Source organism: Chromobacterium paludis (assembly GCF_008275125.1).
Lineage (GTDB): Bacteria > Pseudomonadota > Gammaproteobacteria > Burkholderiales > Chromobacteriaceae > Chromobacterium > Chromobacterium paludis.
The window spans coordinates 2,277,359-2,299,177 of sequence record NZ_CP043473.1 but is presented as its reverse complement, the minus strand read 5'-3'; the positions used below and the strand labels follow the sequence as shown (position 1 = coordinate 2,299,177).

Genomic DNA, 21,819 nt, shown 5'->3' with positions numbered 1-21,819 from the left:
CAATGATGGTGACATTTAATGCTTGCTGGCGCCACTGGCTCCGATGCCGGTCATCGAGCGCACGTACTGGGCGTCGAACTTGGCTTTCTCATCGGCGCCTTGTTTGGAGCTGTCCAGCACCGAGACCAGCCAGGTGACGACGAAGGCCAGGGTCATCGAGAAGATGGCCGGGTTTTTGTACGGGAACACGGCGTGCTCATGCTTCATCACCTCCACCCATACCGTCGGCCCCAGCACGATCAGCAGCACCGCGCTGACCAGGCCCACCAGGCCGCCCAATACCGCGCCGCGCGTGGTCAGGCCCTTCCAGAACATGGACAGGAACAGCACCGGGAAGTTTGCCGAGGCGGCGATGGAGAAGGCCAGGCCCACCATGAAGGCGATGTTCTGTTTCTCGAACACCAGGCCCAGCACGATGGCCACCACGCCCAGCACCACGGTGGTGATCTTGGAGACGCGGATCTCGTCGGCCTCGTTGGCCTTGCCGTGCTTGATCACGCTGGCGTACAGGTCGTGCGACACCGCGGACGCGCCGGACAGCGCCAGGCCCGCCACCACCGCCAGAATGGTGGCGAAGGCCACGGCGGAGATGAAGCCCAGGAAGATGTCGCCGCCCACGGCGTCGGCCAGATGGATGGCCGCCATATTGCTGCCGCCTATCAACTGGTGCACTTCCTTGCCGTTCTTCATCACCGTTTCCATCATGCCCGGCTGGTTCAGCACCAGCATGATGGCGCCGAAGCCGATGATGAAGGTCAGGATGTAGAAGTAGCCGATGAAGCCGGTGGCGAAGAATACGGACTTGCGCGCCTCCTTGGCGTCCGCCACGGTGAAGAACCGCATCAGGATGTGCGGCAGGCCGGCGGTGCCGAACATCAGCGCCAGGCCCAGCGAGATGGAGTCGATCGGGTCGGCTTTGCCCGGGGCCATGATGGCGATGCCCTTGCTGTGCGCGGCCACGGCTTTTTCAAACATCACTTCCGGACTGAAGCCGACCGAGGCCAGCACCATGATGGCCATGAAAGTGGCGCCGGACAGCAAGAGCACGGCCTTGATGATCTGCACCCAGGTGGTGGCCAGCATGCCGCCGAACAGCACATAGCAGACCATCAGCACGCCCACCAGCACCACGGCGGAGCCGTAGCTCATGCCGAACAGGAGCTGGATCAGCTTGCCCGCGCCCACCATCTGCGCGATCAGATACATGGCTACCACCACCAGGGTGGACACGGCGGCCAGGCTGCGCACCGGCAGTTGCTGCAGGCGGTAGGAGGCGACGTCGGCGAAAGTGTACTTGCCCAGGTTGCGCAGCCGTTCCGCCACCAGGAACAGGATGATGGGCCAGCCCACCAGGAAGCCCATGGAGTAGATCAGGCCGTCGTAGCCCTTGTCGAACACCAGGGCGGAAATCCCCAGGAAAGACGCGGCGGACATGTAGTCGCCGGCGATGGCCAGGCCATTCTGGAAGCCGGTGATGCCGCCGCCGGCGGCGTAGAAGTCGCTGGCGGACTTGGTGCGGCGCGCCGCCCAGTAAGTGATGCCCAGGGTGAAGGCCACGAACAGGAAGAACATGATGATGGCGTGCCAATTGGTGGCTTGCTGCTTGACGTCGCCTTCAATCGCGCCGGCGGCGCAGGCGAGCGCCGGCAGCAACGCGGCCGCGCCGGCGGCGAGTTTCAGTCGGGTGTGTCGCATTACTTGGCCTCCTCGACGATTTGCTGGGTCAGCGGATCGAATTCCTGATTGGCGCGGCGCACATAAATGCCGGTCAGCACGAAGGCGGACAGGATGATGCACACGCCCACCGGGATGCCCACCGTCATGGTGGCGCCCTGGTACAACGGCTGGCCCAGCAGGCCAGGGGCGAAGGCCAGCACCAGGATGAAACCGTAATAAATGGCCAACATGACGATGGCCAGCGTCCAGCCCAGGCTGGTTTTCTTGTGGACCAGTTCCAGGTACTTCGGGTTGGACTGGATCTTCTTCAGAGTCTCCTCATTCATGACATCCTCCTTTGGGGGTGTATGGCGCGTGAAGGGGCGCTGAACAAAACATAAGAGAGGATGCGGCGGGCAATCTAATCGTATTTTTTGATGCGGCAAATTAGTCTTGCAGATGATTGTTCTGGAAAGTGTTTTTGTTTCAATGGTTTGCAGTGGAATTTTTACTCAATTTCAGGCGGAGGCAAATGCTTGGCATAATGACTTTGTAATGATTTTTGAAGGGCGAGGACCTCCATGCCGAATGCGCTGTACCAAGAACCGGCTTTGGCCGAGCTGTACGATCTATTCAACGCCTGGGGCGAGGACAACGATTACTACATGGGCTTGTTGTCGCCGCAGGTCAGACGCGTGCTGGACCTGGGCTGCGGCACCGGGTTGTTGGCCGCGGCGATGGCCGCTCGGGCGGAGGCCTGGGGGCTAGAGCCATCGGAGGCGATGCTGGACGAGGCGCGGCGGCGGCCGGGCGGCGAACAGGTCCGTTGGCTGCAGGGCGACGCGCGCGACTTCCAGCTCGATGGCCGCTTCGACCTGATTTATTGCACCGGCCATGCTTTCCAGTGCTTCCTGGCCGAGCAAGACCGCCGGGCGGTGTTTCGCCGGGTCCGCGAGCATCTGGCGACGCAAGGCCGCTTTGTATTCGAAACGCGGAATCCAACGGCCAGATCATGGCTGCGCTACGACAGCCTGCCGCCGCGCCGCGTCAAGCACCCGCGCTGGGGCGAAGTGGAATTGAGCCACAGCCTGTTGTCCGAAACAAATGGCCTGGTGGCCTATCGCAGCCGCTATCGCTTTCTTGATCAGGATCGGGAGCTGGCGGTGGATGCCGCGCTGCGCTTCTGCGATTTGCCCACGCTGCAAGCCGAGCTGGAGGCCGAGGGCCTGCGCATCGCCGCCTTGCAAGGGGACTGGCAAGGCGGCCCGCTGCGCGAGGACAGCGCGGAAATCATTCTGACGCTGGCGCGGGCGGAGGGGCGCTAGCGGGACGGGGCCGGCTTGGGCTGGAAACGCAGGCAGGCTTGGCCGGAAGTCTCCTGCACGTCTAGGCAGGGCAGGCGTTTGCTGGAGAAGCCCATGGCCCGGCAGCCGTAGGGGAAACTTGGGTTGTAAGTGATGAAGTAGTGCTGACAGCGTCGGCACAGCATGGCGTCTCGGGCCGGGCGAGTGTGGGGCATGAGCGTTTGCAGCAATGAAAAACCCGCCCAGCTTAGCAGCGGGCGGGCTGTTTGTGGCGATGCGGCGCGCGGCGGGTTCAGGCCGTCGCGGCCACCGGAGTCAGGAACAGGGCTTGCTCGGCTTGGCGGCGCTTTTGCAGGCCCGGCAGCACCTTGCCGCCGGCCTTGTCCCACAAGGGGAACTGGCCGGCCGCGCCTTGGTAGTCGCCTTGGTTCAGCAGGCGCAGCAGGGTGGAGCTTTGCAGATTGCCCAGGCCCAGGTTGTAGCTGAAGCTGACCAGCGCGTCGAACTGGTTCTGGTTGATGGGCGTTTTGACCAGCTTGCCCACGCCCTGCTCGAAACGCACCAGGTCCTGGCGCAGCAGCTGCTCCGCCTGGTCGCTGCTGATGGTCTGGCCTGGTTGCACGTCGGTCCCGGTGTGGCCGTAGCCTATGGTCCAGACGCCCACCGAATCCTGGTAGGCGGTCAGTTTGAGTCCTTCGAACTGCTTGATCAGATTGATGCCGTTGGCGCTGGTTTGCATATTGGTGTCTCCTTGATGGCCGGCTGGGTGAGGTGCGGGTGCTGAGTGCGGCATGAAGCCGGTAAGGGATAGCGTGTTTATCGATATGCCGGTCTGTCGCTGTCAAGCGGCTAAGTATTCATGCAGATCATTCTGCCGATTCGCCGCCTTATTGTTTATTAATGCGAAACAATAAATTTGTTTAAGCGGGCTTTTTCAGTAAATGAAAACCGCTTACATTCAGCCTCATCCATGGACAAGCGCTTTGGCCTGACGTCGAGACGCCGGCCATGGATAGTCGATTTCAATCCGAGGCCGTCATGACTCAAAAGCGCTATACCACCACCGCCATCTTTCTGCACTGGCTGATGGCTCTCATGCTGATCTGCCTGTTCGGCGTCGGTTTCTATATGCATGGCCTGTCGCTGTCGCCGTTCAAACTGAAGATTTATTCCTGGCATAAGTGGGGCGGCGTCAGCGTATTCCTGCTGGTGTGGCTGCGCCTGGCCTGGCGCGCCGGCCATCGTCCGCCCGCGCTGCCCGCCACGATGGGCGCGGCGGTGCGCGGCCTGGCCCATGCCGGCCACGCCATGCTGTACCTGCTGATGATCGCCATCCCGCTGTCCGGCTGGCTGATGAGCTCTGCCAAGGGCGTGCAGACTGTTTACTTTGGCGTGCTGCCACTGCCGGACCTGATCGCGCCCAATCCCGGGCTGGGCCACAGCTTGAACGCGCTGCACCGCGCCTTGAACTACCTGCTGGCCGCGACGGTGATCGGACACGTTGGCGCCGCGCTGAAACACCATTTGATAGACAAGGATGACGTGCTGGGCCGCATGCTGCCGTGGCGCGCGCGTTCCTGATCCCTATTCCCCGGAGACCCGAACATGAACTTCAAACGCATCGCGCTGCCGCTGTTGCTCGGCGGCATGCTGGCCGCGCCGCTGGCGGCCCAGGCGGCCGTGTATTCCGCCATCCAGCAGGACAAGAGCAATATCGCCTTCGGCTACAAGCAAATGGGCGTGGGCATGCAGGGCCATTTCAAGAAGTTCTCCGCCGCGCTGAATTTCGATCCGGCCAAGCCGGCAACGTCCAAGGCGGAGCTGACGGTGGACATCGCCAGCATAGATACCGGCTCGGCCGAGGCCAACGACCAGGTATCGGACAAGGACTGGTTCAACACCAAGCAATATCCGACCGCGCGCTTCGTCTCCGGCGCGATCAAACCGCTGGGCGGCAATCGCTTTCAGGTGGACGGCAAGCTGACCATCAAGGGCCGCACCCAGGCCGTCAGCACGGTGGCCACCATGACGCCGCAGGGTGCGATGGCGGCGTTTGACGGCGCATTCGCCATCAAGCGCGCCGACTTCGCCATCGGCGAGGGCGATTGGAAAGATTTCGGCACCGTCGCCAACGAAATCCAGATCAAGTTCCATCTGCTGGCGCGCGCCAAGTAAGCGCGCCGCACTCCCAACAAGGACAGAAACCATGAAGAAACTGACCCGCCTCACCCTGGCCGCGCTGGCCGTCGCCAGCTTCAGCGGCGCCGCGCTGGCCAAGCCGGAAACCTACGTCATCGACGGCACCCACACCTTCCCGCGCTTTTCTTACAGCCACTTTGGCTTCTCCACCCAACTGAGCCGCTTCGACAAGACCAGCGGCACCATCGTGCTGGACAAGGAGGCCAAGACCGGCTCGGTGGACGTGACCATAGACATGAAGTCGGTGGATACCGGCTACCCGGTGTTCAACGGCCACATCCAGGGCGCGGACTTCTTCGACACCGCCAAATACCCGACCGCCACCTTCAAGTCCACCAAGGTGCTGTTCGACGGCGACAAGCCTAGCGCGGTGGAGGGCAATCTGACCATCAAGGGCGTGACCAAGCCGGTGACGCTGACGCTGTCCAGCTTCCTGCAGCAGCCGCATCCGATGCTGAAGAAGGACGCCATCGGCGCCAACGCCAGCGTCAAGGTCAAGCGCACGGAATTCAATGCCGGCAAGTACGCGCCGTATGTCGGCGACGATGTCACCATCGACATCGCCGTGGAAGCCATCCACGAGTAAGCCCAATCCCAGGCTTGCCATGGAGAACGGCCGCGTCCGCAAGGATGCGGCCGTTTTTCACGCTTAGGCGCGCGGCGTCAACCGAAGCGCCGTCCCCGCGGCGGCGGGCCGCATGCAAGATGCGATCCGCATTCAGAAGGCAAAGTCGATAGGGGTGATTTGTCTTTGGCATATTAAATTTTTGGAAATTAACTCATTGGCAATGGTGAGGGGCCAAGCTGTTCCGCTTTCCACTCAAACATGGAACGCAAATGAACGCTTGGACTGTCCTGTTATGCGGGGCGCTGGCCGCGCCTGCCCTATGCCACGCCGACGCTCCCGAAAACCTGAAGCTGGCGACCTGGAACGCCATGCTATTGCCGCAGACCCTGTATCCCAATTATGGACAGATGCGCCGCGTCGAGCTGATGGCGGCCTCCCGCGTGGCTCAGGATCAGGACGTGATGGTGTTCCAGGAGCTGCAGGACAATGCGGCGTCGGAACATCTGCTGTCCCTGCTCAAGCCGCGCTTTCCGTATCAGACCCCGGTCATCGGCCGTACCCAGCAAGGCTGGGACGGGACCGAAGGCTGGAACGCATGGAAACCGGAGGACGGCGGCGTCGCCATCGTCAGCCGCTGGCCCATCGTGGAGAAGCGGCAATATCTGTTTCAGACGCCGGGCTGCAGCTGGGACGGACAGGCGCTGAAGGGCTTCGCCTACGCCAAGATCCTTGTTGGCGGCCGCGTGTTCCACGTCATCGGCACCCATCTGCAGTCCGAGGACAGCGGTTGCGCCAACCATGGCGACGTCGCCGTGCGCCAGGCGCAGCTGCGGGAACTGGCTAATTGGGTCAAGGCCAGGCAATTGCCGTCGGAGGAGACGGTGATCGTCGCCGGCGACATGAATATCGACCGCAACAAGACCAGCGAATACCGCGCCTTGCTCGACATTCTGCAGGCCAGCGAGCCGCGCTACGCCGGCATGCCCAACAGCTTCGACACCGCCGGCAACGGCATCGCGCTGGAGCGCTATGGGGCGCGCACGGGCGACGCGCCGGAATACTTGGACTACATCCTGTTGTTGCAGGGCCATCGCCAGCCGGCGATGTGGCACAACCAGGCCTTGGACGCGCCGGCGCCGCAATGGACGGCGCAGTCGGCGCTGGCCAAGCAGACTTACGCCTACGCCGATTTCAGCGACCACTACCCGGTGCAGGCCTTCGCCTGGGCGGACGCCTCTACGCCGACCCATTCCCTGAGCGCCACGGCGGGCAGCTACCGCGGCCTAACCTTGCAAAATCTGGCCAATGGCCGCTACGTCCAGGCCGGCGACGCCAATGACGGCTGGCTGAAAACCGACGCCGCGGCGCCGGGGCCGCGCGCGCGCTTCAACCTGTCCAACAATTTCTCCATGCGCGACAACGGCTGCGTCCGCTCCGGCGAATACATCAGACTGGAGCGCGCGGACCGTCCCGGCTGGTTCTGGACCTGGTGGGGCGGGCTGGGCGGCAACCAGTACGCTTATTACACTGCGCAAGGCGCGTTGAACCGCTCCGCGGAACTGCGATTGATCAACCACAGCCGGCCGGAAGGCTGCTTGCAGGACGGCGACGTGGTGTCGTTCAAGGACTGGGCGCGCGCGGCGGACTATTACCTGACGGCCTGGGCCGGCGGCGGCCATGCGGACCAGCTGTATCTGTGGCAGCCGGGGGCCGGCGACGGCGAACGCTTCCGCGTGCGCCTGGGCGAGGCGGCGCGCTATCTGGATTGGCGCGCGCAATTGGTCTACGCCAAGCGTCGTTGAGGCGCGGATGGCTTGTCTCTGATTGGCGACAGCGGACCCTGTTCATTGGAACAGGGTTAGGCATTTTGTCCGACAGTATGCTTGTTGATTGGATACAAATTGACTAACGTCTTCTGTGCAATTGTCATTCAATTGAAAACAATTAAATGACAAATTAATTTTCAGTCAGGCTGGAACGCCCCGCACGCCAGGAGGGAGCGGCGTCAACAGCCGGGCACTGGTCAAGCCAAGGCGTCTCCCGGTCAGCCAGACGGCGGCTCGGAGCGACGGCGCACCGTCAAGAGGGAACCACGATGAAGCATTCATCCGATATCTGCATCGTCGGCGCCGGCATCAGCGGCCTGACCTGCGCCAGCCACCTGCTGGACTCGCCCGCCTGCCGCGGCCTGTCCCTGCGCATTTTCGACATGCAGCAGGAGGCCGGCGGCCGCATCCGTTCCAAGACGCTGGACGGCAAGGCGGCGGTTGAGCTAGGCGCGGGGCGCTTTTCCCCGCAGCTGCACCCGCATTTCCACAAGGCGATGTCGCACTACAGCCAGAAGAGCGAGGTGTACCCCTTCACCCAGCTGCGGTTCAAGAACCATGCCCAGCAAACGCTGAAACGGGCGATGAGCGAGTTGTCTCCGCGGCTGAAAGAACACGGCAAGGAGTCCTTCCTGCAATTCGTCAGCCGGTTTCAGGGCAGGGACAACGCGGTGGGCATGATCCGCTCCATGGGTTATGACGCATTGTTCCTGCCCGACATCTCGGCCGAGATGGCTTATGACATCGTCGGCAAGCATCCGGAAATCCAGAGCGTGACCGACAACGACGCCAACCAGTGGTTTTCTGCGGAAACCGGCTTTGTGGGGCTGATCCAGGGCATCAAGGCCAGGGTCAAGGCGGCGGGCGCGCGTTTCAGCCTGGGCTACCGCCTGCTGTCGGTGGCGGCGGATGGCGACGGCTACCGGCTGCAGTTCGCCGGCGACGACGGCTGGAAGCTGGAGCATCGCGCGCGGCATCTGATCCTGGCGATTCCGCCGTCGGCGATGGCGGGGCTGGACGTCGGTTTTCCCGAGTCCTGGGGCGGCGCGCGTTACGGCTCCTTGCCGCTGTTCAAGGGTTTTTTGACCTATGACGAGCCCTGGTGGCTGGATTACAAGCTGGACGACCAGGTGCTGATCGTCGACAACCCGCTGCGCAAGCTCTACTTCAAGGGCGACAAATACCTGTTCTTCTACACCGACAGCGAGATGGCCAATCACTGGCGCGGCGCGCTGGCAGAGGGCGAGGAGCATTATCTGGCGCAGGTGCGCGGCCATCTGGCCGGCGCGCTGGGCATCGCCGCCGAACGCATCCCGCAGCCCCGCTCGCATCTGCACAAGTACTGGGCGCACGGGGTCGAATTCTGCCGCGACAGCGACATAGGCCATCCCTCCGCGCTGAGCCACCGCGACAACGGCATCATCGCCTGTTCCGACGCCTACACCGAGCACTGCGGCTGGATGGAGGGAGGCTTGCTCAGCGCGCGCGAAGCCAGCCGGCTGCTGCTGCAGCGCCTCTCCTGACGCGCCGGCTTGGGCGCAGCGCCTGGCCGCTTCAGCGGGCCAAGCTCCGCCACCATCCATCGGGAGACACATGAGCATTCTGGATTTTCCGCGCATACATTTCCGCGGCTGGGCGCGCGTCAACGCGCCCACTGCCAACCGCGATCCGCACGGCCAGATCGACATGGCCAGCAACGCGGTTTCCATCGACGGCCAGCCGTTCGATCTCGCGCGCCATCCGACCGAGTTTCATCGCCATTTGCAAGCGCTGCAGCCGCGCTTCGGCTTGGACGGCCGGCCAGACCCGGCAGGGCCGTTCAGCCTGGCCGAAGGCTATAACGCCGGCGGCAACAACCATTTTTCCTGGGAAAACGCGACCGTCAGCCACGTGGAGCTAGGCGGCGGGCCGGACCGCGGCGACGGACTGGTCGGCGCCAAGCTGGCTTTATGGGGCCACTACAACGACTACCTGCGCACCACCTTCAACCGCGCGCGCTGGGTGGACAGCGACCCGACGCGGCGAGATGCCGCGCAGATCTACGCCGGCCAGTTCACCATCAGCCCGGCCGGCGCCGGTCCGGGCACGCCTTGGCTGTTCACCGCCGACATCGAAGATGGCCACGGCGCACGCTGGACACGCGGCGGCCATGTGGCGGAGAAAAGCGGGCACTTTTTGGATGATGAATTCGGCCTGGTCCGTCTGTTTCAGTTTTCCGTGCCCAAGAGCCATCCGCACTTCCTGTTCCATCCGAGGCAGCTTGATTCCGCCGCCTGGCGCGCCTTGCAGCAGGCGTTGGAGGATGAGGACGTGTTGGGTCTGTCGGTGCAGTATGCGCTGTTCAATATGTCCACCCCGCCGCAGCCCAATTCGCCGGTGTTCCACGACATGGTCGGCGTGGTCGGCTTGTGGCGGCGCGGCGAGCTGGCCAGCTATCCGGCGGGCAGACTGTTGCGGCCCTGCCAGGCCGGCCTCGGCGACCTGACGCTGAGCGCGCGCGATGGCCGGGCATCGTTCAATCTCGCCTGCGCGATTCCTTTCTCCACGCGGGCGGCGTGGCCGTCCGTGCCGGACAGGCCGACGCCCGATCTGGGCGGCAAGCTGCCGCTGGGCGATTTGCTGCTGCGCGACGAGGACGGCGCGTTGCTGGCGCGGCTGCCGCAGGCGCTGTACCAGGATTATTGGGCCAATCACGGCATCGTCGACGTGCCGCTGCTGCGCGAGCCAAAGGGCGCGCTGACGCTGTCCAGCGAGCTGGCCGAATGGCGAGAGCAGGAGTGGTTGAGCCAGTCCGACGCCTCCAATCTCTATCTGGAAGCGCCGGACCGCCACCATGGCCGCTTCTTTCCGGAAAACATCTCGCTGCGCAGTTATTTCCGCGGCGAGGCCCGCGAGCGGGCATCCATTCCCTACCGAATCGAGGGCATGGGCCTGGCCGGCGTGGAGTCGCGCCAGGACGGCATCGCCACCGAATGGCGGCTGACCGGCCTGCGCCCCGGCCCGGCGCGCATCGTGCTCGACGACGGCGAGGAGGCGATCCGGCTGAGGGTGTTGCCGGACGACTGGGAGCTGGACGATGCGACGGCGGACGAGGTGGACTACGCCTTTCTGTACCGGCACGTGATGGCTTATTACGAGCTGATTTACCCCTTCATGGCCGACAAGGTGTTCAGCCTGGCGGACCGCTGCAAGTGCGAGGCCTACGCCAGGCTGATGTGGCAGATGTGCGACCCGCGCAATCGCGGCAAAAGCTATTACATGCCCAGCACCCGCGAGCTGTCCGCGCCCAAGGCCAGGCTGTTCCTCAAATACCTGGCCCATGTCGAGGCCGAGGCCAAGCTGCAGGCGCCGCCGCCTGCCTTGCCCGACCGCATCGCGAGCAAGGTTGAATTGATAGACCAGCTGCGCAAGGCGGTGGACCTGGAACTGTCGGTGATGCTGCAGTATCTGTACGCCGCCTATTCCATCCCCAATTACGCCCAGGGCCAGCAGCGGGTGGCCGAGGGCGCGTGGACAGCGGAGCAACTGCAACTGGCTTGCGGCGGCGGGGACCGCCGCCGCGACGGCGGCATCCGCGCCGCGCTGCTGGAGATCGCCCACGAGGAGATGATCCACTACCTGGTGGTCAATAATCTGCTGATGGCGCTGGGCGAGCCGTTCTACGCCGGTGTGCCGCGGATGGGCGAGGCGGCGCGGCAGGCTTTCGGCCTGGACACCGAGTTCGCGCTGGAGCCGTTTTCAGAGTCCGCGCTGGCGCGCTTCATCCGGCTGGAGTGGCCGCATTTCATCCCTTCGCCCGGTAAGTCCATCGCCGATTTCTACGCCGCCATCCGCCAGGCCTTTCTCGATCTGCCCGATCTGTTCGACGGCGAGGCCGGCAAGCGCGGCGGCGAGCACCATCTATTCCTCAACGAGCTGACCAATCGCGCCAACCCCGGCTATCAGCTGGAAGTGTTCGACCGCGACAGCGCGCTGTTCGGCATCGCCTTCGTCACCGATCAGGGCGAGGGCGGGGCGCTGGATTCGCCGCATTACGAGCATTCCCATTTCCAGCGGCTGCGCGAGTTGGCGGCCCGCATCATGGCGCAGCCGGCGCCGTTCGAACCGGCCTTGCCGGCGCTGCGCAATCCGGCACTGGACGAAACGCCGGGCGGCGAGCGGGTGAGCGAGGAGAACGCGCGGGCGCTGATGGCGCTGTACCAGGGTGTGTACGAGTTGATGTTCGCGATGATGGCGCAGCACTTCGCGGTGAAGCCGCTGGGCAGCCTCAGGCGATCCCGGCTGATGAACGCCGCCATCGACTTGATGACCGGCCTGCTGCGGCCGCTGTCCTGCGCTTTGATGAACCTGCCGTCAGGCGTCGCCGGGCGCACCGCCGGGCCGCCGCTGCCGGGGCCGGTGGATACGCGCAGCTACGACGACTACGCGCTGGGCTGCCGCATGTTGGCGCGGCGCTGCGAGTCGCTGCTGGCGCAGGCGTCGATGCTGGAGCCGGGCTGGCTGCCGGCCGCGCAATGGGAGCTGCTGGATTTTTTCCGTCGGCAGATGCTGGATTTGGCTTGTGGAAAGCTTTCAAGAGAGGCCTGAAATGAAGAGAGCAATCATTGTCGGAGGCGGGCTCGCCGGTGGGCTGACCGCCATTTACCTGGCGCGGCGCGGCTACGAGGTCCACGTGGTGGAGAAGCGCGGCGATCCGCTGCAAGACCTGTCGTCCTATGTGGACGTGGTCAGCTCGCGGGCGATAGGCGTCAGCATGACGGTGCGCGGCATCAAGGCGGTGCTGGCCGCCGGCATTCCGCGCGCGGAGCTGGAGGCCTGCGGCGAACCCATCGTGGCGATGGCGTTTTCCGTCGGCGGCCAGTACCGCATGCGGGAGCTGAAGCCGTTGGAGGATTTCCGCCCCTTGTCGCTGAACCGCGCGGCGTTTCAGAAGCTGCTGAACAAGTACGCCAATCTGGCCGGCGTTCGTTATTACTTCGAGCACAAATGCCTGGAGGTGGACCTGGAGGGCAAGTCGGTGCTGCTCCAGAGCAAGGACGGCCAGTCGCTGCGGCTGGCCGGCGACATGATCATCGGCGCCGACGGCGCGCACTCGGCGGTGCGGCAGGCGATGCAGAGCGGCTTGCGCCGCTTCGAATTCCAGCAGTCCTTTTTCCGCCATGGCTACAAGACGCTGGTGTTGCCGGACGCCGCGGCGCTGGGCTATCGCAAGGACACGCTGTACTTTTTCGGCATGGATTCCGGCGGCCTGTTCGCCGGCCGCGCCGCCACCATCCCGGACGGCAGCGTCAGCATCGCGGTCTGCCTGCCTTATAGCGGAAGCCCCAGCCTGAACACCACCGACGAGCCGACGATGCGCGCCTTCTTCGACCGCTACTTCGCCAAGCTGTCGCTGGACGCGCGCGACGAGATGCTGCGCCAGTTCCTGGCCAAACCCAGCAATGACCTGATCAACGTCCGCTCCAGCACCTTCCACTACAAGGGCAATGTGCTGCTGCTGGGCGACGCCGCCCACGCCACCGCGCCCTTCCTCGGCCAGGGCATGAATATGGCGCTGGAGGACGCGCGCGCCTTCGTCGAATTGCTGGACCGCCATCAGGGCGACCAGGACAAGGCCTTCCCCGAGTTCACCGCGCAGCGCAAGGTGCAGGCCGACGCGATGCAGGACATGGCGCGCGCCAACTACGACGTGCTCAGCTGCTCCAATCCCATCTTCTTCATGCGGGCCCGCTACACCCGCTACATGCATAGCAAGTTTCCCGGCCTTTACCCGCCGGACATGGCGGAGAAGCTGTACTTCACGTCGGAGCCGTACGACAGACTGCAGCAGATCCAGAGAAAACAGAACGTTTGGTACAAGATAGGGAGGGTCAACTGATGAAGATTCTGGTCATAGGCGCGGGGCCGGCCGGCCTGGTGTTCGCCAGCCAACTGAAACAGGCGCGTCCGCAGTGGGCGATAGACATCGTCGAAAAGAACGACGAGCAGGAAGTGCTGGGCTGGGGCGTGGTGCTGCCGGGCAAGCCCGGCCAGCATCCGGCCAATCCCCTGTCCTATCTGGAGGCGCCGGAAAGGCTGAATCCGCAGTTCCTGGAAGACTTCAAGCTGGTACATCACAACGAGCCGAGCCTGATGAGCACCGGCGTGCTGCTGTGCGGCGTGGAGCGCCGCGGCCTGGTGCACGCCTTGCGCGACAAGTGCCGCTCGCAGGGCATCGCCATCCGCTTCGAATCGCCGCTGCTGGAGCATGGCGAGCTGCCGCTGGCCGACTACGACCTGGTGGTGCTGGCCAACGGCGTCAACCACAAGACCGCCCACTTTACCGAGGCGCTGGCGCCGCAAGTGGATTACGGCCGCAACAAATACATCTGGTACGGCACCAGCCAGCTGTTCGACCAGATGAACCTGGTGTTCCGCACCCACGGCAAGGACATCTTCATCGCCCATGCTTACAAGTACTCGGACAAGATGAGCACCTTCGTCGTCGAGTGCAGCGAGGAAACCTATGCCCGCGCCCGTCTGGGCGAGATGTCGGAAGAGGCGTCGGCCGAATACGTGGCCAAGGTGTTCCAGGCCGAGCTGGGCGGTCACGGCCTGGTGAGCCAGCCCGGCCTCGGCTGGCGCAACTTCATGACACTGAGCCACGACCGCTGCCACGACGGCAAGCTGGTGCTGCTGGGCGACGCGCTGCAGTCCGGCCACTTCTCCATCGGCCACGGCACCACGATGGCGGTGGTGGTGGCGCAGCTGCTGGTGAAGGCGCTGTGCACTGAGGACGGCGTGGCGGCCGCGCTGGAGAGCTTCGAGGCGCGCGCGCTGCCGCTGGTCCAGTTATTCCGCGGCCATGCCGACAACAGCCGCGTCTGGTTCGAGACGGTGGAGGAGCGCATGCATTTGTCCAGCGCCGAGTTCGTGCAGAGCTTCGACGCCCGCCGCAAGTCGCTGCCGCCGATGCCGGAAGCGCTGGCGCAGAACCTGCGCTACGCGCTGCAACGCTGAGGAGGCGGCATGGAAAACCGGGAAGCGCCGCTGCTGCCGGCGCGCTGGAGCAGCGCCTACGTGTCGTACTGGCGTCCGATGCTGCAGGATGACCAGTTGACTTCCGGCTATTGCTGGTTCGACTACGAGCGGGATGTCTGCCGCATCGACGGCCTGTTCAATCCCTGGTCGGAGCGCGATACCGGCTACCGGCTGTGGATGTCCGAGGTCGGCAACGCCGCCAGCGGCCGCACCTGGAAACAGAAGGTGGCCTATGGCCGCGAGCGGACGGCCCTGGGCGAACAGCTGTGCGAGCGTCCGCTGGACGACGAGACCGGCCCGTTCGCCGAACTGTTCCTGCCGCGCGACGTGTTGCGCCGGCTGGGCGCGCGCCACGTCGGCCGCCGCGAGGTGCTGGGCCGCGCGGCCGACGGCTGGCGCTACGAGCGTCCGGGCAAGGGGCCGTCGACGCTGTATCTGGACGCCGCCAGCGGCGCGCCGCTGCGTATGGTCACCGGCGACGAGGCGTCGCGCGCCTCCGTGCGCGATTTTCCCAATGTCAGCGAGGCGGAGATTCCGAGCGACGTTTTCGCCGCGAACCGCTAGCGCTTGGGCCGGCAATGGAAACGGGGTGGCCGCGCGGCCGCCCCGTTTGTCTCTTGGGCCTGGCGCTCAGGCGGGATCGGGGACCAAGGCCGGCAGGGCCGCGCGGCGCTGCCAGAACGGCTGGTCACGCCAGCGCGTCTCCAGCCCGTAGTGCTGCCGTCTTTCCGCCAGATAGCGCTGAAAGCTGTCGTTGGCGCGCCGCGCGTAGCCGCGAGCCGGCGCGAGATCGCCGTCCAGCATGGCGATTATGGCGGGCGCGGCCGCCAGCGCGTCGCTGAGCGCGCCGCTAATGCCGGACGAGGTCAGCGGGTCCAGCCCCATCAGCGCGTCGCCCACGCAGAGCCAGCCGGGGCCGGCCGCGCGCGCCGCGCAACCGCTGTGCGCGGCGAAGGCGCGCGGCGCGCTTGCGCTGTCCGGCGGCGGCAAGCGCTGCGCCAGCAGCCGGCTATCGCGCCAGGCCGCCAGGAAGGGGCCGGCCTGGTCCAGCCGCAGCGCGCGCGCCAGGTCCCTATCTGTCATCAGCATGGACATGGCGCGGCCGTCCGGCAGCGCCGCGGCGTACCACCAGCCATAGGGCGCGGACTCCACCAGTGAGTAGCCGCTCAACTCGCCGTTCGCCGGCGCGTGGCAGGCCAGCGCCACCAGATTGTCCAGCTTGCGCCGCGGCACGCCCAGACGGGAGGCCAGCGGCGAGCGTCGGCCGCCGGCATCGATCGCCGCGCCGACGAGGACTGCGCCCAGGCTGCGAACCCGCGCCTTCCATCCGCCGCCGGCGGCCGGTTCGATGGCGTCGACGCCCGAGTCGCCCAGCACCGTAACGCCGCTCGCCATCGCCTCCTGCCGCAGCAGGCTGTCGAATGCCGCCCGGTCCAGATGCCAGCCATGGCCTCTGCCGCGGAACAGGAAGTGGTCCAGCTGCGGCGTGTCCGCGCCCCATAAGGCGAGATTGCCATGGTAGGGACTGTGGCGAGTCAGATCGTGCCGCACGCCCAGACGCTCCAGCAGTCCGGCCACGTCTGGTGTGGCCGACTCGCCGACGCGGAAGGGTTGCGCCAGCGGGCGGTCGATCAGCAGCGTCTCGACCCCCTGACGTTGCAAGGCCAGGGCCGTGGCAGAGCCGGCTGGCCCGGCGCCGACGATCAGCGCGTCGTAACGCTTAGCGGACATTGCGCGGCGTCGCGTCGGCGGGGTCGAAAGGCCGCGGCAGTTCGCGCTCCACTTCGACGAAACGCCGCTCGCCGTCCACTTGCTTCTCCATGATGAAGCCCAGCCCGGACCAATATTTCACCATTTCGATGTCCTCGGCGAAGCTGATGTAGTCGCCGGCCATCTGGTCGTAGTCCGTGCCTATCCATGGCACTTGCTTGCCGGTTTCCTGGTCTGGCGGGGGCGGTGGGGAGCCGGCCAGCGCTTTCGGCTGCGGCTGCGGTTCCAGGTAGACGTATTCCGGTCGCTGCGCCGGCCACCACCACAGGGTGCGGCCGTTCAAGGGCTGCGATGAGCACTCGTTGAAGTCGGCCTGCCATGGAATGGCCATGTAGCGGGTGACGTCGCCGGGCTCCATGCCGCGCTTGAGGTCAAAATCCAGGCTCAGCGGGCCTTGCGGCACAAAGTGGTTGCGGATGCGGAACGGTTCGCCGTAGATGGCGGGATTGCGCGAGATCCAGGTCATTTCGATGCCGGGCGAGAACGGCCCGCCCACGCAGTTGTCCAGCGCGGCCCGCGTGATGTCCTCTGCCGTGGTTTCCGCGGCCGGGCGGTTGACGAAACAGCCAGCCACCCACTGCTGCAGCATGAAATACTGGGTGTCGGTCAGGCGCATGTATTTGCTGGTGGCGGTGCTGGGCACCAGGCAGTTGTCGCCCGCCAGGTAGGGCATCATCGTCGCGCCGCCGGCGTTGAGGATGTCGTTTTCCTGATAGGGCGGGCGGATGAAGTCAAGGAGGTATTGGCGGAAGCCGCGAAATTCCTCTGCGCCCAGCCCGTCGGTGCCGGTGGCGCCCAGCATGCCGAAGTCGAACTGGTGTGGCTTGGGCGGAATGGCCGCTACCCAGGGCATAAAGGTGGCGCGCTCCAGCAGCGGCCGGATATCGGTTTGGAAGTTGGGCAGGAAGCCGCTCTTGCCGGACTTCCAGAAACCGTTCTGGTAGATGTCTGGATAATGGCCGCTGCGCACCATGGCGTCGAAAATGGTGTCGTACAGCGTCACCAGATTGGGGATTTCCGGCGCGTACTTGGGCGGCGCCACCAGCACATGGGCGGCCAGGGCCTCGACCACCGTGCCGTCGGCCAGCTCTATGCACGCGCTGACCGGGCCGTCCGAGGTGTCGTCCCACCAGCCATCGTTATTGGCGTAATCGGTGATGGTGGCATCGGGGTCGGCGGAACCGGAGATGCCATAGCCGCCTAGCACCAGCAGCCGGCCGTCCTGGTCAGTGCGCAACTCGCCCAGAGTGTCTATCGAGTCCTTCATCGGATACAGCGGGCTGGGTGGGAAGTGCGCGCCCTCGTAGCCGGCCGGCACAGTGGTTTTGCTGAATGACACGCCTTGCTGGCCGGCGCCGGAGATGCTGCGCGGGCCGGCGTCTATCAGCAGGGTATGGCGATCCGCCACTTGGGGATTGCGCAGCGGGTGATTGGGCGCGTAGCCGCCTTCGCCTTCGGCCGGCACGAAGGTGTACCAGCTGGGCTTCTTGTTGGCCAGGTGCACAGTCCAGCGGATGGACTTGACGCCGTCGCTGGCCAGCGTCAGCGGCTCGCTCTTGCCGTCTTCCACCTTGTACACCTGGAATCGCGCGGCCTGGCGGCAAAGCCGGCCCTGCTCGTCGCGGAAGTCCTGCTGAGTGAACGGCCGGCCATCAGGCAGGGTGGGCAGGCCGCAGTAGCGGTCTGGTTCGATGTAGAACTTTTCCGGCGCGTTGCCGACGCGGGCGACGCCGATGGCGGGGTAGATCCGGTACTCGGTCATGGTGCCTCCAGAAACTTAAGCGTGGTGGACATGGACGGCGGCGATCAACTGGTCGACGTTGGCCCGCACTTCGCTCAGTGTTTGCGCCAGCGCCTGGCGTTCGGCCGGGTCGGCCACTTGTTGCCCAACCACGCCCAGCGCTTTCTGCAGCCGCTTGGCGAAGTCCTGCAGATTGCTGCCGGGCTGGTACAGATAGGTGGGGGCGCCGTTGGGGCCGACGCTGCTGTTAGTGTCCGCGTGTAGCGGGGTGTTCATCAGCTTCCGCGCCAGATTGGGCATGGCCTGGTGCATCAGCGGCAGCGCCAACGTGAAGAAGGTGTCGTTGGCGTGGCCGGCGCGGGTGGCGAAGCTGTGTTCCATCGCGTCCAGCATCAAGCTGTAGGCGATGTCGAACAGCTCCACCAGTTCGATGGCCACCGGGTTGGTGAAGTCGCTGCGCTTGGGGTTGGAGACGATGGGATAGCTGTCCGGGAAGCTGTCCTGGTCCAAGGACACGGTGCGGAATTTCTTGAAGTGCGACATCTCGTACGGTGAGCCTATGATGGGCCCGTAAGTGCCGTCGGTGCGCTCGCCGTAGGTGTTGTAGGTGGCCCATGGCTCGATGGGAATCATTGATTGCGATTCCGGCACGCTGCCTTCGCCCTGTTGCACGATCTGTTTGACGCCCAGTTTGGCGCTCTCCAGGTCTGTCACCAAAATGGGCGTGCCGCCGAATTTTCCCAGGTAAATGTCGGTGCGCTGACAGGCGTCCGGATTTTGCTCGAACAAGGGCTGGGCGCCTCGATAGGCCTCCAGTCCATCCTCCAGCGCGTCGTACAGCTGGGCGATATAGCTGTAGTGGTTGCCGCGCGCCGGCGCGTGCGGCGGCGCCGGGGTCTCGATCGCGGTGAAGGTGTCGTTGAACACTTCCGTCGAGGCGCGGCACAGGCCGATGAAGGGCGTGGTGCTGGGGTTGGCGTGCGGCAGGTAACAGGGATAGGTCGGCGCGTAGCTGCCGGTCATTTTGGGCCGGCCGCCTATGGCCACCATCAGGTTGGCGGCTTGGTTAATGTGGAACATTTCCTCCATCATCACGCTGCGCAGCAACTGGTAGGCTTTGGTGTTCGGATCGCTGATGGAGTACAGCGCGGTCAGATAGGGCGGGATGGTGGTCATTTCCACCATGATGGCCAGCTGGGCCATGTCTTGCAGCGGTTTGCGGCTGTCGACGCCGGCTTGGTCTTCGGCGCTTAGTTGACCGGCGACGCGGTCGAACAGCATGCCGAACGGTTTTTTGGAGTCGGCCGGGATAGTCATGTTTCCTCCGCGAGTCAGGATGCGCCCGCCTGGCGAGGCGGGCAGCTTTGCTGCGATCAGCGTTTGATCAGGGTGGCAACGGAAATGTGCGGCCAGATGATGTCGTCGAATACCAGCAGTACGGTCTGCGTGTACTGCAATTGCAGAAACTGGCTGCCGTCCGGACGCTGAACGGTTTCAATCCAGAAGATCGAGTCCATTTCGGTGGCGTTGGCGTTGACCACGATGAAGGGAATGTTGACGACGGCGCCGACGTTCTTGGAGCTGACCGGCAGATTGACGGTGTTGACGACTTTCAGGCGTTCGTCCGCCTGTCGATTCAGTACGTCCACCAGCGCCTGGTTCGGGTTTTGCATATCGAAGCCCGTAGGAAATTTGCCGTTCAGGTAGGGATCGGTGTAGCCGAGCGGCAGCGGAGGATGGCCGGGCAGCGGTGTGGGCAGCGGGCTGACCGGCGCGATATTGGGCGCGCGCGCCTCGCTGGAGGACTGGCCCTGCGCCAGCAGCGAATCGCCATGCGGAATGGTGGCCTGGCGCACGATGGTGGACGGCGCGTCCGGATCGCTGGTGGGCGGCACATTCAGCCACAAGCCCGGTTCGGTATGGATGCCTTCGTCGGTGGCGGCGTCGTTGACCTGCTGCAGATAAGTCAGGCCATACAGAAAGATGTCGTCTTGCTTGGAGCCGCGGTTGGGGACCGGCCCGCCTATCGGCGTGAAGGTCAGGGTTTCCTTGGTGGCGTTGACGATCAGGCGGAAGATCTGTTTGTTCTGAAAGTCCGGCACCGCGATCATGTTGTAGCCATGTCCCACCCAGGTGCCAGGCAGTTCGGCCAGGGGCCCCAGGTTGTCCTGGGCTTGTTTGATCGGGGCGGCGGCGCGTTGCAGCAGGTTCATTTCTCGATACTCCCTCGGTGGTTGTACAAGCGGCGTGTTCCCCGATGCATGCTTATCATGCCGTTTAGGTGTTATTACTTATCCATGTTGGCACAATGGAATAATCGGCATGTGCTGGTTATAGATAGGGCAGGGGGGATGTCAAGCGAGCGGTCCCCTTGCCCGGTCATGACAAAGGTTTGGGATGAAGGAGGTGAGGATGGAAAACCAAAGCGATAACCCGGTGCTGGATGCGTCGTATGTGGTAGCGGAGGACGAGGCTGCAAGCCGCGGAAATCCGCGGCTGGGCAGAAGGCTGGGCGCGTTGATCATTCTGTTAAGCCTGTCGCTTTCTCTGGCTTTGGGTTTCAGCCTCCAATTGCCGGCCATGCTGGCTTTGAGCGCCGGCAGCCTGACCCTGTTCGTGGTGATGTTGGCGGCCACACCTTATCTGCGCTTTGTGGACTATGGCTGGTGGACGCGCTTCGACGAGTTCGGCAACCAGCTATGGGGCGATGCCCTGTCTTTGTACTTGCGCAGCTTTTGGCACCGGCGGGCGGAGACTGCCGGCGCCTTGGGCGAACCGGGGCAAGGCGCATCCGCGTCGGGGGGGAAGGCTGCGGCGTTGTTCAGCGCCATCTATCGCGAGCAGTACGGTCCGGATGCCTTCATGGCACCGCTGACGCTGCTGCTGTGCGTGGTGTTCTTCGAGGCCAATTACGTGGTGTTGTTTCCGCTGAAGGAGATGTTGCCGGGCGGCCATCCGCTGGCGGCGTATCTGGCGCAGTTTGGCCATTTCGAGCTGCAGGCCAGCGCAATGAGCGGGGCGTATATGTTCGTGGTGGGCGACGCGGTGAACCGCGTGCGCAAGCGTTGTCTGAATGTGGCCGACGTGTACTGGTACGCGCTGCGCATGCTGCTGGCAGTGCCCATCGCGTATTCGGTGACGCTGGCCTTGCCGGACAACGTGGCGGTGGCGGTGTCTTTCGCCCTGGGCGCCTTGCCCATAGACAGCATCATCAAGCTGCTGCGCCGACTGGTGAACAGCAAGCTGGAGCTGGGCGTGACGGATCAGCCGGACCCTTTGCTCAAGCTGGAAGGCGTCACCTCATCCATTGCCAGCGAGTTGGAGGCGGAAGGCGTGGCGTCGATAGACGAGTTGCTGAGCATGGACCCCGTGCTGTTGTCCATTCATACCGGTCTGCCATTCCGCTTTGTGTTGTGGCTGGCTTCGCAATCCATCGCCTGCCGTTACCTGGGCGATGCGGCTTTTTCCCTGAGCGCGATTGGGCTGGCCGATGCGACTTCGATCTATTGCCTGGTGCAGCGCTTGCGGGCGGCGGAGGCGAAGGGCCAGCCCGATGAAGCGGCGGAGCAGATACTCCAGGATGCCTGTCAGTTGTTGCAGTCTGTCTCCAAGGCCGCTTGGCCGGACAAGCAGACGGTGGCCTTTCTGTTTGGCAACATCGCGGACAATGCCTACACCGGGCTGTTGATGTCGGCGGGTTTTGACCGGGCGGCGGCGCAGGGCTAAGCCCGATGC

General features: G+C 64.5%; 19 protein-coding genes. 11 read left to right on the top strand and 8 right to left on the bottom strand.

The genetic code is table 11. The features are described from left to right. Positions 1–15: 15 nt before the first annotated feature. Both FYK34_RS10640 and FYK34_RS10635 read right to left on the bottom strand, forming a co-directional pair. Entirely contained in the window at positions 16–1,695 is a 1,680-nt protein-coding gene (locus FYK34_RS10640) for a cation acetate symporter (protein WP_149296337.1), read from the bottom strand. After that, positions 1,695–2,003, bottom strand: a complete 309-nt coding sequence (locus FYK34_RS10635; RefSeq protein WP_149296336.1) for a DUF485 domain-containing protein — start codon at positions 2,001–2,003, stop codon at positions 1,695–1,697. The genes FYK34_RS10640 and FYK34_RS10635 overlap by 1 nt, the downstream gene beginning before the upstream one ends. Before the next feature lie 234 nt (positions 2,004–2,237). On the opposite strand from FYK34_RS10635, the gene FYK34_RS10630 reads away from it, so the two are divergent. Then, the gene (locus FYK34_RS10630) at positions 2,238–2,981 is read left to right on the top strand and encodes a class I SAM-dependent methyltransferase (protein WP_149296335.1); all 744 of its coding nucleotides are present in this window, start codon (positions 2,238–2,240) and stop codon (positions 2,979–2,981) included. On the opposite strand, the gene FYK34_RS10625 is transcribed toward FYK34_RS10630, so the two are convergent. Together FYK34_RS10625 and FYK34_RS10620 are read right to left on the bottom strand one after the other, a co-directional pair. Then, positions 2,978–3,175: a hypothetical protein gene (locus tag FYK34_RS10625; RefSeq protein WP_149296334.1), complete on the bottom strand. Its 198-nt coding sequence runs from the start codon at positions 3,173–3,175 to the stop codon at positions 2,978–2,980. The genes FYK34_RS10630 and FYK34_RS10625 overlap by 4 nt on opposite strands. Positions 3,176–3,252: 77 nt before the next feature. Further along, positions 3,253–3,699, bottom strand: coding sequence for a lysozyme (locus FYK34_RS10620; protein WP_149296333.1), 447 nt, complete (start codon positions 3,697–3,699; stop codon positions 3,253–3,255). Positions 3,700–3,998: 299 nt separating this feature from the next. Here FYK34_RS10620 and FYK34_RS10615 point away from each other — a divergent pair, with 299 nt between their 5' ends. From FYK34_RS10615 to vioE, 9 genes are all read left to right on the top strand, one after another. Further along, the gene (locus tag FYK34_RS10615) at positions 3,999–4,541 is read left to right on the top strand and encodes a cytochrome b (RefSeq protein ID WP_149296332.1); all 543 of its coding nucleotides are present in this window, start codon (positions 3,999–4,001) and stop codon (positions 4,539–4,541) included. Positions 4,542–4,565: 24 nt separating this feature from the next. Then, positions 4,566–5,135 carry a YceI family protein gene (locus tag FYK34_RS10610; protein ID WP_149296331.1) on the top strand — a complete coding sequence of 190 codons (570 nt, stop codon included), beginning with the start codon at positions 4,566–4,568 and terminating at the stop codon, positions 5,133–5,135. A 31-nt stretch (positions 5,136–5,166) separates the two neighbouring features. After that, entirely contained in the window at positions 5,167–5,745 is a 579-nt protein-coding gene (locus tag FYK34_RS10605; RefSeq protein WP_149296330.1) for a YceI family protein, read from the top strand. Positions 5,746–5,996: 251 nt separating this feature from the next. Further along, positions 5,997–7,529 (top strand): sphingomyelin phosphodiesterase, encoded by a 1,533-nt coding sequence (gene sph, locus FYK34_RS10600; protein ID WP_149296329.1) that lies wholly within the window; start codon positions 5,997–5,999, stop codon positions 7,527–7,529. 293 nt (positions 7,530–7,822) lie between these two features. Continuing rightward, a complete protein-coding gene (locus tag FYK34_RS10595) occupies positions 7,823–9,076 on the top strand; it encodes a flavin monoamine oxidase family protein (RefSeq protein WP_149296328.1) in 1,254 nt (417 codons plus the stop codon). Between the two features lie 70 nt (positions 9,077–9,146). Continuing rightward, on the top strand, positions 9,147–12,140 hold the full coding sequence (gene vioB, locus FYK34_RS10590) for an iminophenyl-pyruvate dimer synthase VioB (protein WP_149296327.1): 2,994 nt from the start codon (positions 9,147–9,149) through the stop codon (positions 12,138–12,140). Between the two features lies 1 nt (position 12,141). Beyond that, the gene (locus FYK34_RS10585) at positions 12,142–13,431 is read left to right on the top strand and encodes an FAD-dependent oxidoreductase (RefSeq protein ID WP_149296326.1); all 1,290 of its coding nucleotides are present in this window, start codon (positions 12,142–12,144) and stop codon (positions 13,429–13,431) included. After that, positions 13,431–14,552 (top strand): tryptophan hydroxylase, encoded by a 1,122-nt coding sequence (locus FYK34_RS10580; RefSeq protein ID WP_149296325.1) that lies wholly within the window; start codon positions 13,431–13,433, stop codon positions 14,550–14,552. The genes FYK34_RS10585 and FYK34_RS10580 overlap by 1 nt, the downstream gene beginning before the upstream one ends. A 9-nt stretch (positions 14,553–14,561) precedes the next feature. Next, positions 14,562–15,137 carry a violacein biosynthesis enzyme VioE gene (gene vioE, locus FYK34_RS10575; protein WP_149296324.1) on the top strand — a complete coding sequence of 192 codons (576 nt, stop codon included), beginning with the start codon at positions 14,562–14,564 and terminating at the stop codon, positions 15,135–15,137. A 66-nt stretch (positions 15,138–15,203) separates the two neighbouring features. Here the strand turns inward: vioE and FYK34_RS10570 are convergent, their stop codons facing one another. From FYK34_RS10570 to FYK34_RS10555, 4 genes are read right to left on the bottom strand one after another with little or no spacing between them, the layout of a single operon-like run. Next, positions 15,204–16,304, bottom strand: a complete 1,101-nt coding sequence (locus FYK34_RS10570) for an NAD(P)/FAD-dependent oxidoreductase (RefSeq protein ID WP_149296323.1) — start codon at positions 16,302–16,304, stop codon at positions 15,204–15,206. Then, on the bottom strand, positions 16,294–18,105 hold the full coding sequence (locus tag FYK34_RS10565) for a LodA/GoxA family CTQ-dependent oxidase (RefSeq protein ID WP_149296322.1): 1,812 nt from the start codon (positions 18,103–18,105) through the stop codon (positions 16,294–16,296). The genes FYK34_RS10570 and FYK34_RS10565 overlap by 11 nt, the downstream gene beginning before the upstream one ends. 15 nt (positions 18,106–18,120) lie before the next feature. Continuing rightward, the gene (locus tag FYK34_RS10560; protein ID WP_149296321.1) at positions 18,121–19,401 is read right to left on the bottom strand and encodes a ferritin-like domain-containing protein; all 1,281 of its coding nucleotides are present in this window, start codon (positions 19,399–19,401) and stop codon (positions 18,121–18,123) included. A 56-nt stretch (positions 19,402–19,457) separates the two neighbouring features. Then, positions 19,458–20,297 (bottom strand): heme-binding protein, encoded by an 840-nt coding sequence (locus FYK34_RS10555; RefSeq protein ID WP_149296320.1) that lies wholly within the window; start codon positions 20,295–20,297, stop codon positions 19,458–19,460. Positions 20,298–20,496: 199 nt separating this feature from the next. On the opposite strand from FYK34_RS10555, the gene FYK34_RS10550 reads away from it, so the two are divergent. After that, positions 20,497–21,810 carry a hypothetical protein gene (locus tag FYK34_RS10550; RefSeq protein WP_149296319.1) on the top strand — a complete coding sequence of 438 codons (1,314 nt, stop codon included), beginning with the start codon at positions 20,497–20,499 and terminating at the stop codon, positions 21,808–21,810. Positions 21,811–21,819: the final 9 nt, after the last annotated feature.

Bases quoted from the DNA above. Each gene is read 5' to 3' on its own strand.
- FYK34_RS10640 (WP_149296337.1), bottom strand. From the start codon at position 1,695: ATGCGACACACCCGACTGAAACTCGCCGCCGGCGCGGCCGCGTTGCTG.
- FYK34_RS10635 (WP_149296336.1), bottom strand. From the start codon at position 2,003: ATGAATGAGGAGACTCTGAAGAAGATCCAGTCCAACCCGAAGTACCTG.
- FYK34_RS10630 (WP_149296335.1), top strand. From the start codon at position 2,238: ATGCCGAATGCGCTGTACCAAGAACCGGCTTTGGCCGAGCTGTACGAT.
- FYK34_RS10625 (WP_149296334.1), bottom strand. From the start codon at position 3,175: ATGCCCCACACTCGCCCGGCCCGAGACGCCATGCTGTGCCGACGCTGT.
- FYK34_RS10620 (WP_149296333.1), bottom strand. From the start codon at position 3,699: ATGCAAACCAGCGCCAACGGCATCAATCTGATCAAGCAGTTCGAAGGA.
- FYK34_RS10615 (WP_149296332.1), top strand. From the start codon at position 3,999: ATGACTCAAAAGCGCTATACCACCACCGCCATCTTTCTGCACTGGCTG.
- FYK34_RS10610 (WP_149296331.1), top strand. From the start codon at position 4,566: ATGAACTTCAAACGCATCGCGCTGCCGCTGTTGCTCGGCGGCATGCTG.
- FYK34_RS10605 (WP_149296330.1), top strand. From the start codon at position 5,167: ATGAAGAAACTGACCCGCCTCACCCTGGCCGCGCTGGCCGTCGCCAGC.
- sph (WP_149296329.1), top strand. From the start codon at position 5,997: ATGAACGCTTGGACTGTCCTGTTATGCGGGGCGCTGGCCGCGCCTGCC.
- FYK34_RS10595 (WP_149296328.1), top strand. From the start codon at position 7,823: ATGAAGCATTCATCCGATATCTGCATCGTCGGCGCCGGCATCAGCGGC.
- vioB (WP_149296327.1), top strand. From the start codon at position 9,147: ATGAGCATTCTGGATTTTCCGCGCATACATTTCCGCGGCTGGGCGCGC.
- FYK34_RS10585 (WP_149296326.1), top strand. From the start codon at position 12,142: ATGAAGAGAGCAATCATTGTCGGAGGCGGGCTCGCCGGTGGGCTGACC.
- FYK34_RS10580 (WP_149296325.1), top strand. From the start codon at position 13,431: ATGAAGATTCTGGTCATAGGCGCGGGGCCGGCCGGCCTGGTGTTCGCC.
- vioE (WP_149296324.1), top strand. From the start codon at position 14,562: ATGGAAAACCGGGAAGCGCCGCTGCTGCCGGCGCGCTGGAGCAGCGCC.
- FYK34_RS10570 (WP_149296323.1), bottom strand. From the start codon at position 16,304: ATGTCCGCTAAGCGTTACGACGCGCTGATCGTCGGCGCCGGGCCAGCC.
- FYK34_RS10565 (WP_149296322.1), bottom strand. From the start codon at position 18,105: ATGACCGAGTACCGGATCTACCCCGCCATCGGCGTCGCCCGCGTCGGC.
- FYK34_RS10560 (WP_149296321.1), bottom strand. From the start codon at position 19,401: ATGACTATCCCGGCCGACTCCAAAAAACCGTTCGGCATGCTGTTCGAC.
- FYK34_RS10555 (WP_149296320.1), bottom strand. From the start codon at position 20,297: ATGAACCTGCTGCAACGCGCCGCCGCCCCGATCAAACAAGCCCAGGAC.
- FYK34_RS10550 (WP_149296319.1), top strand. From the start codon at position 20,497: ATGGAAAACCAAAGCGATAACCCGGTGCTGGATGCGTCGTATGTGGTA.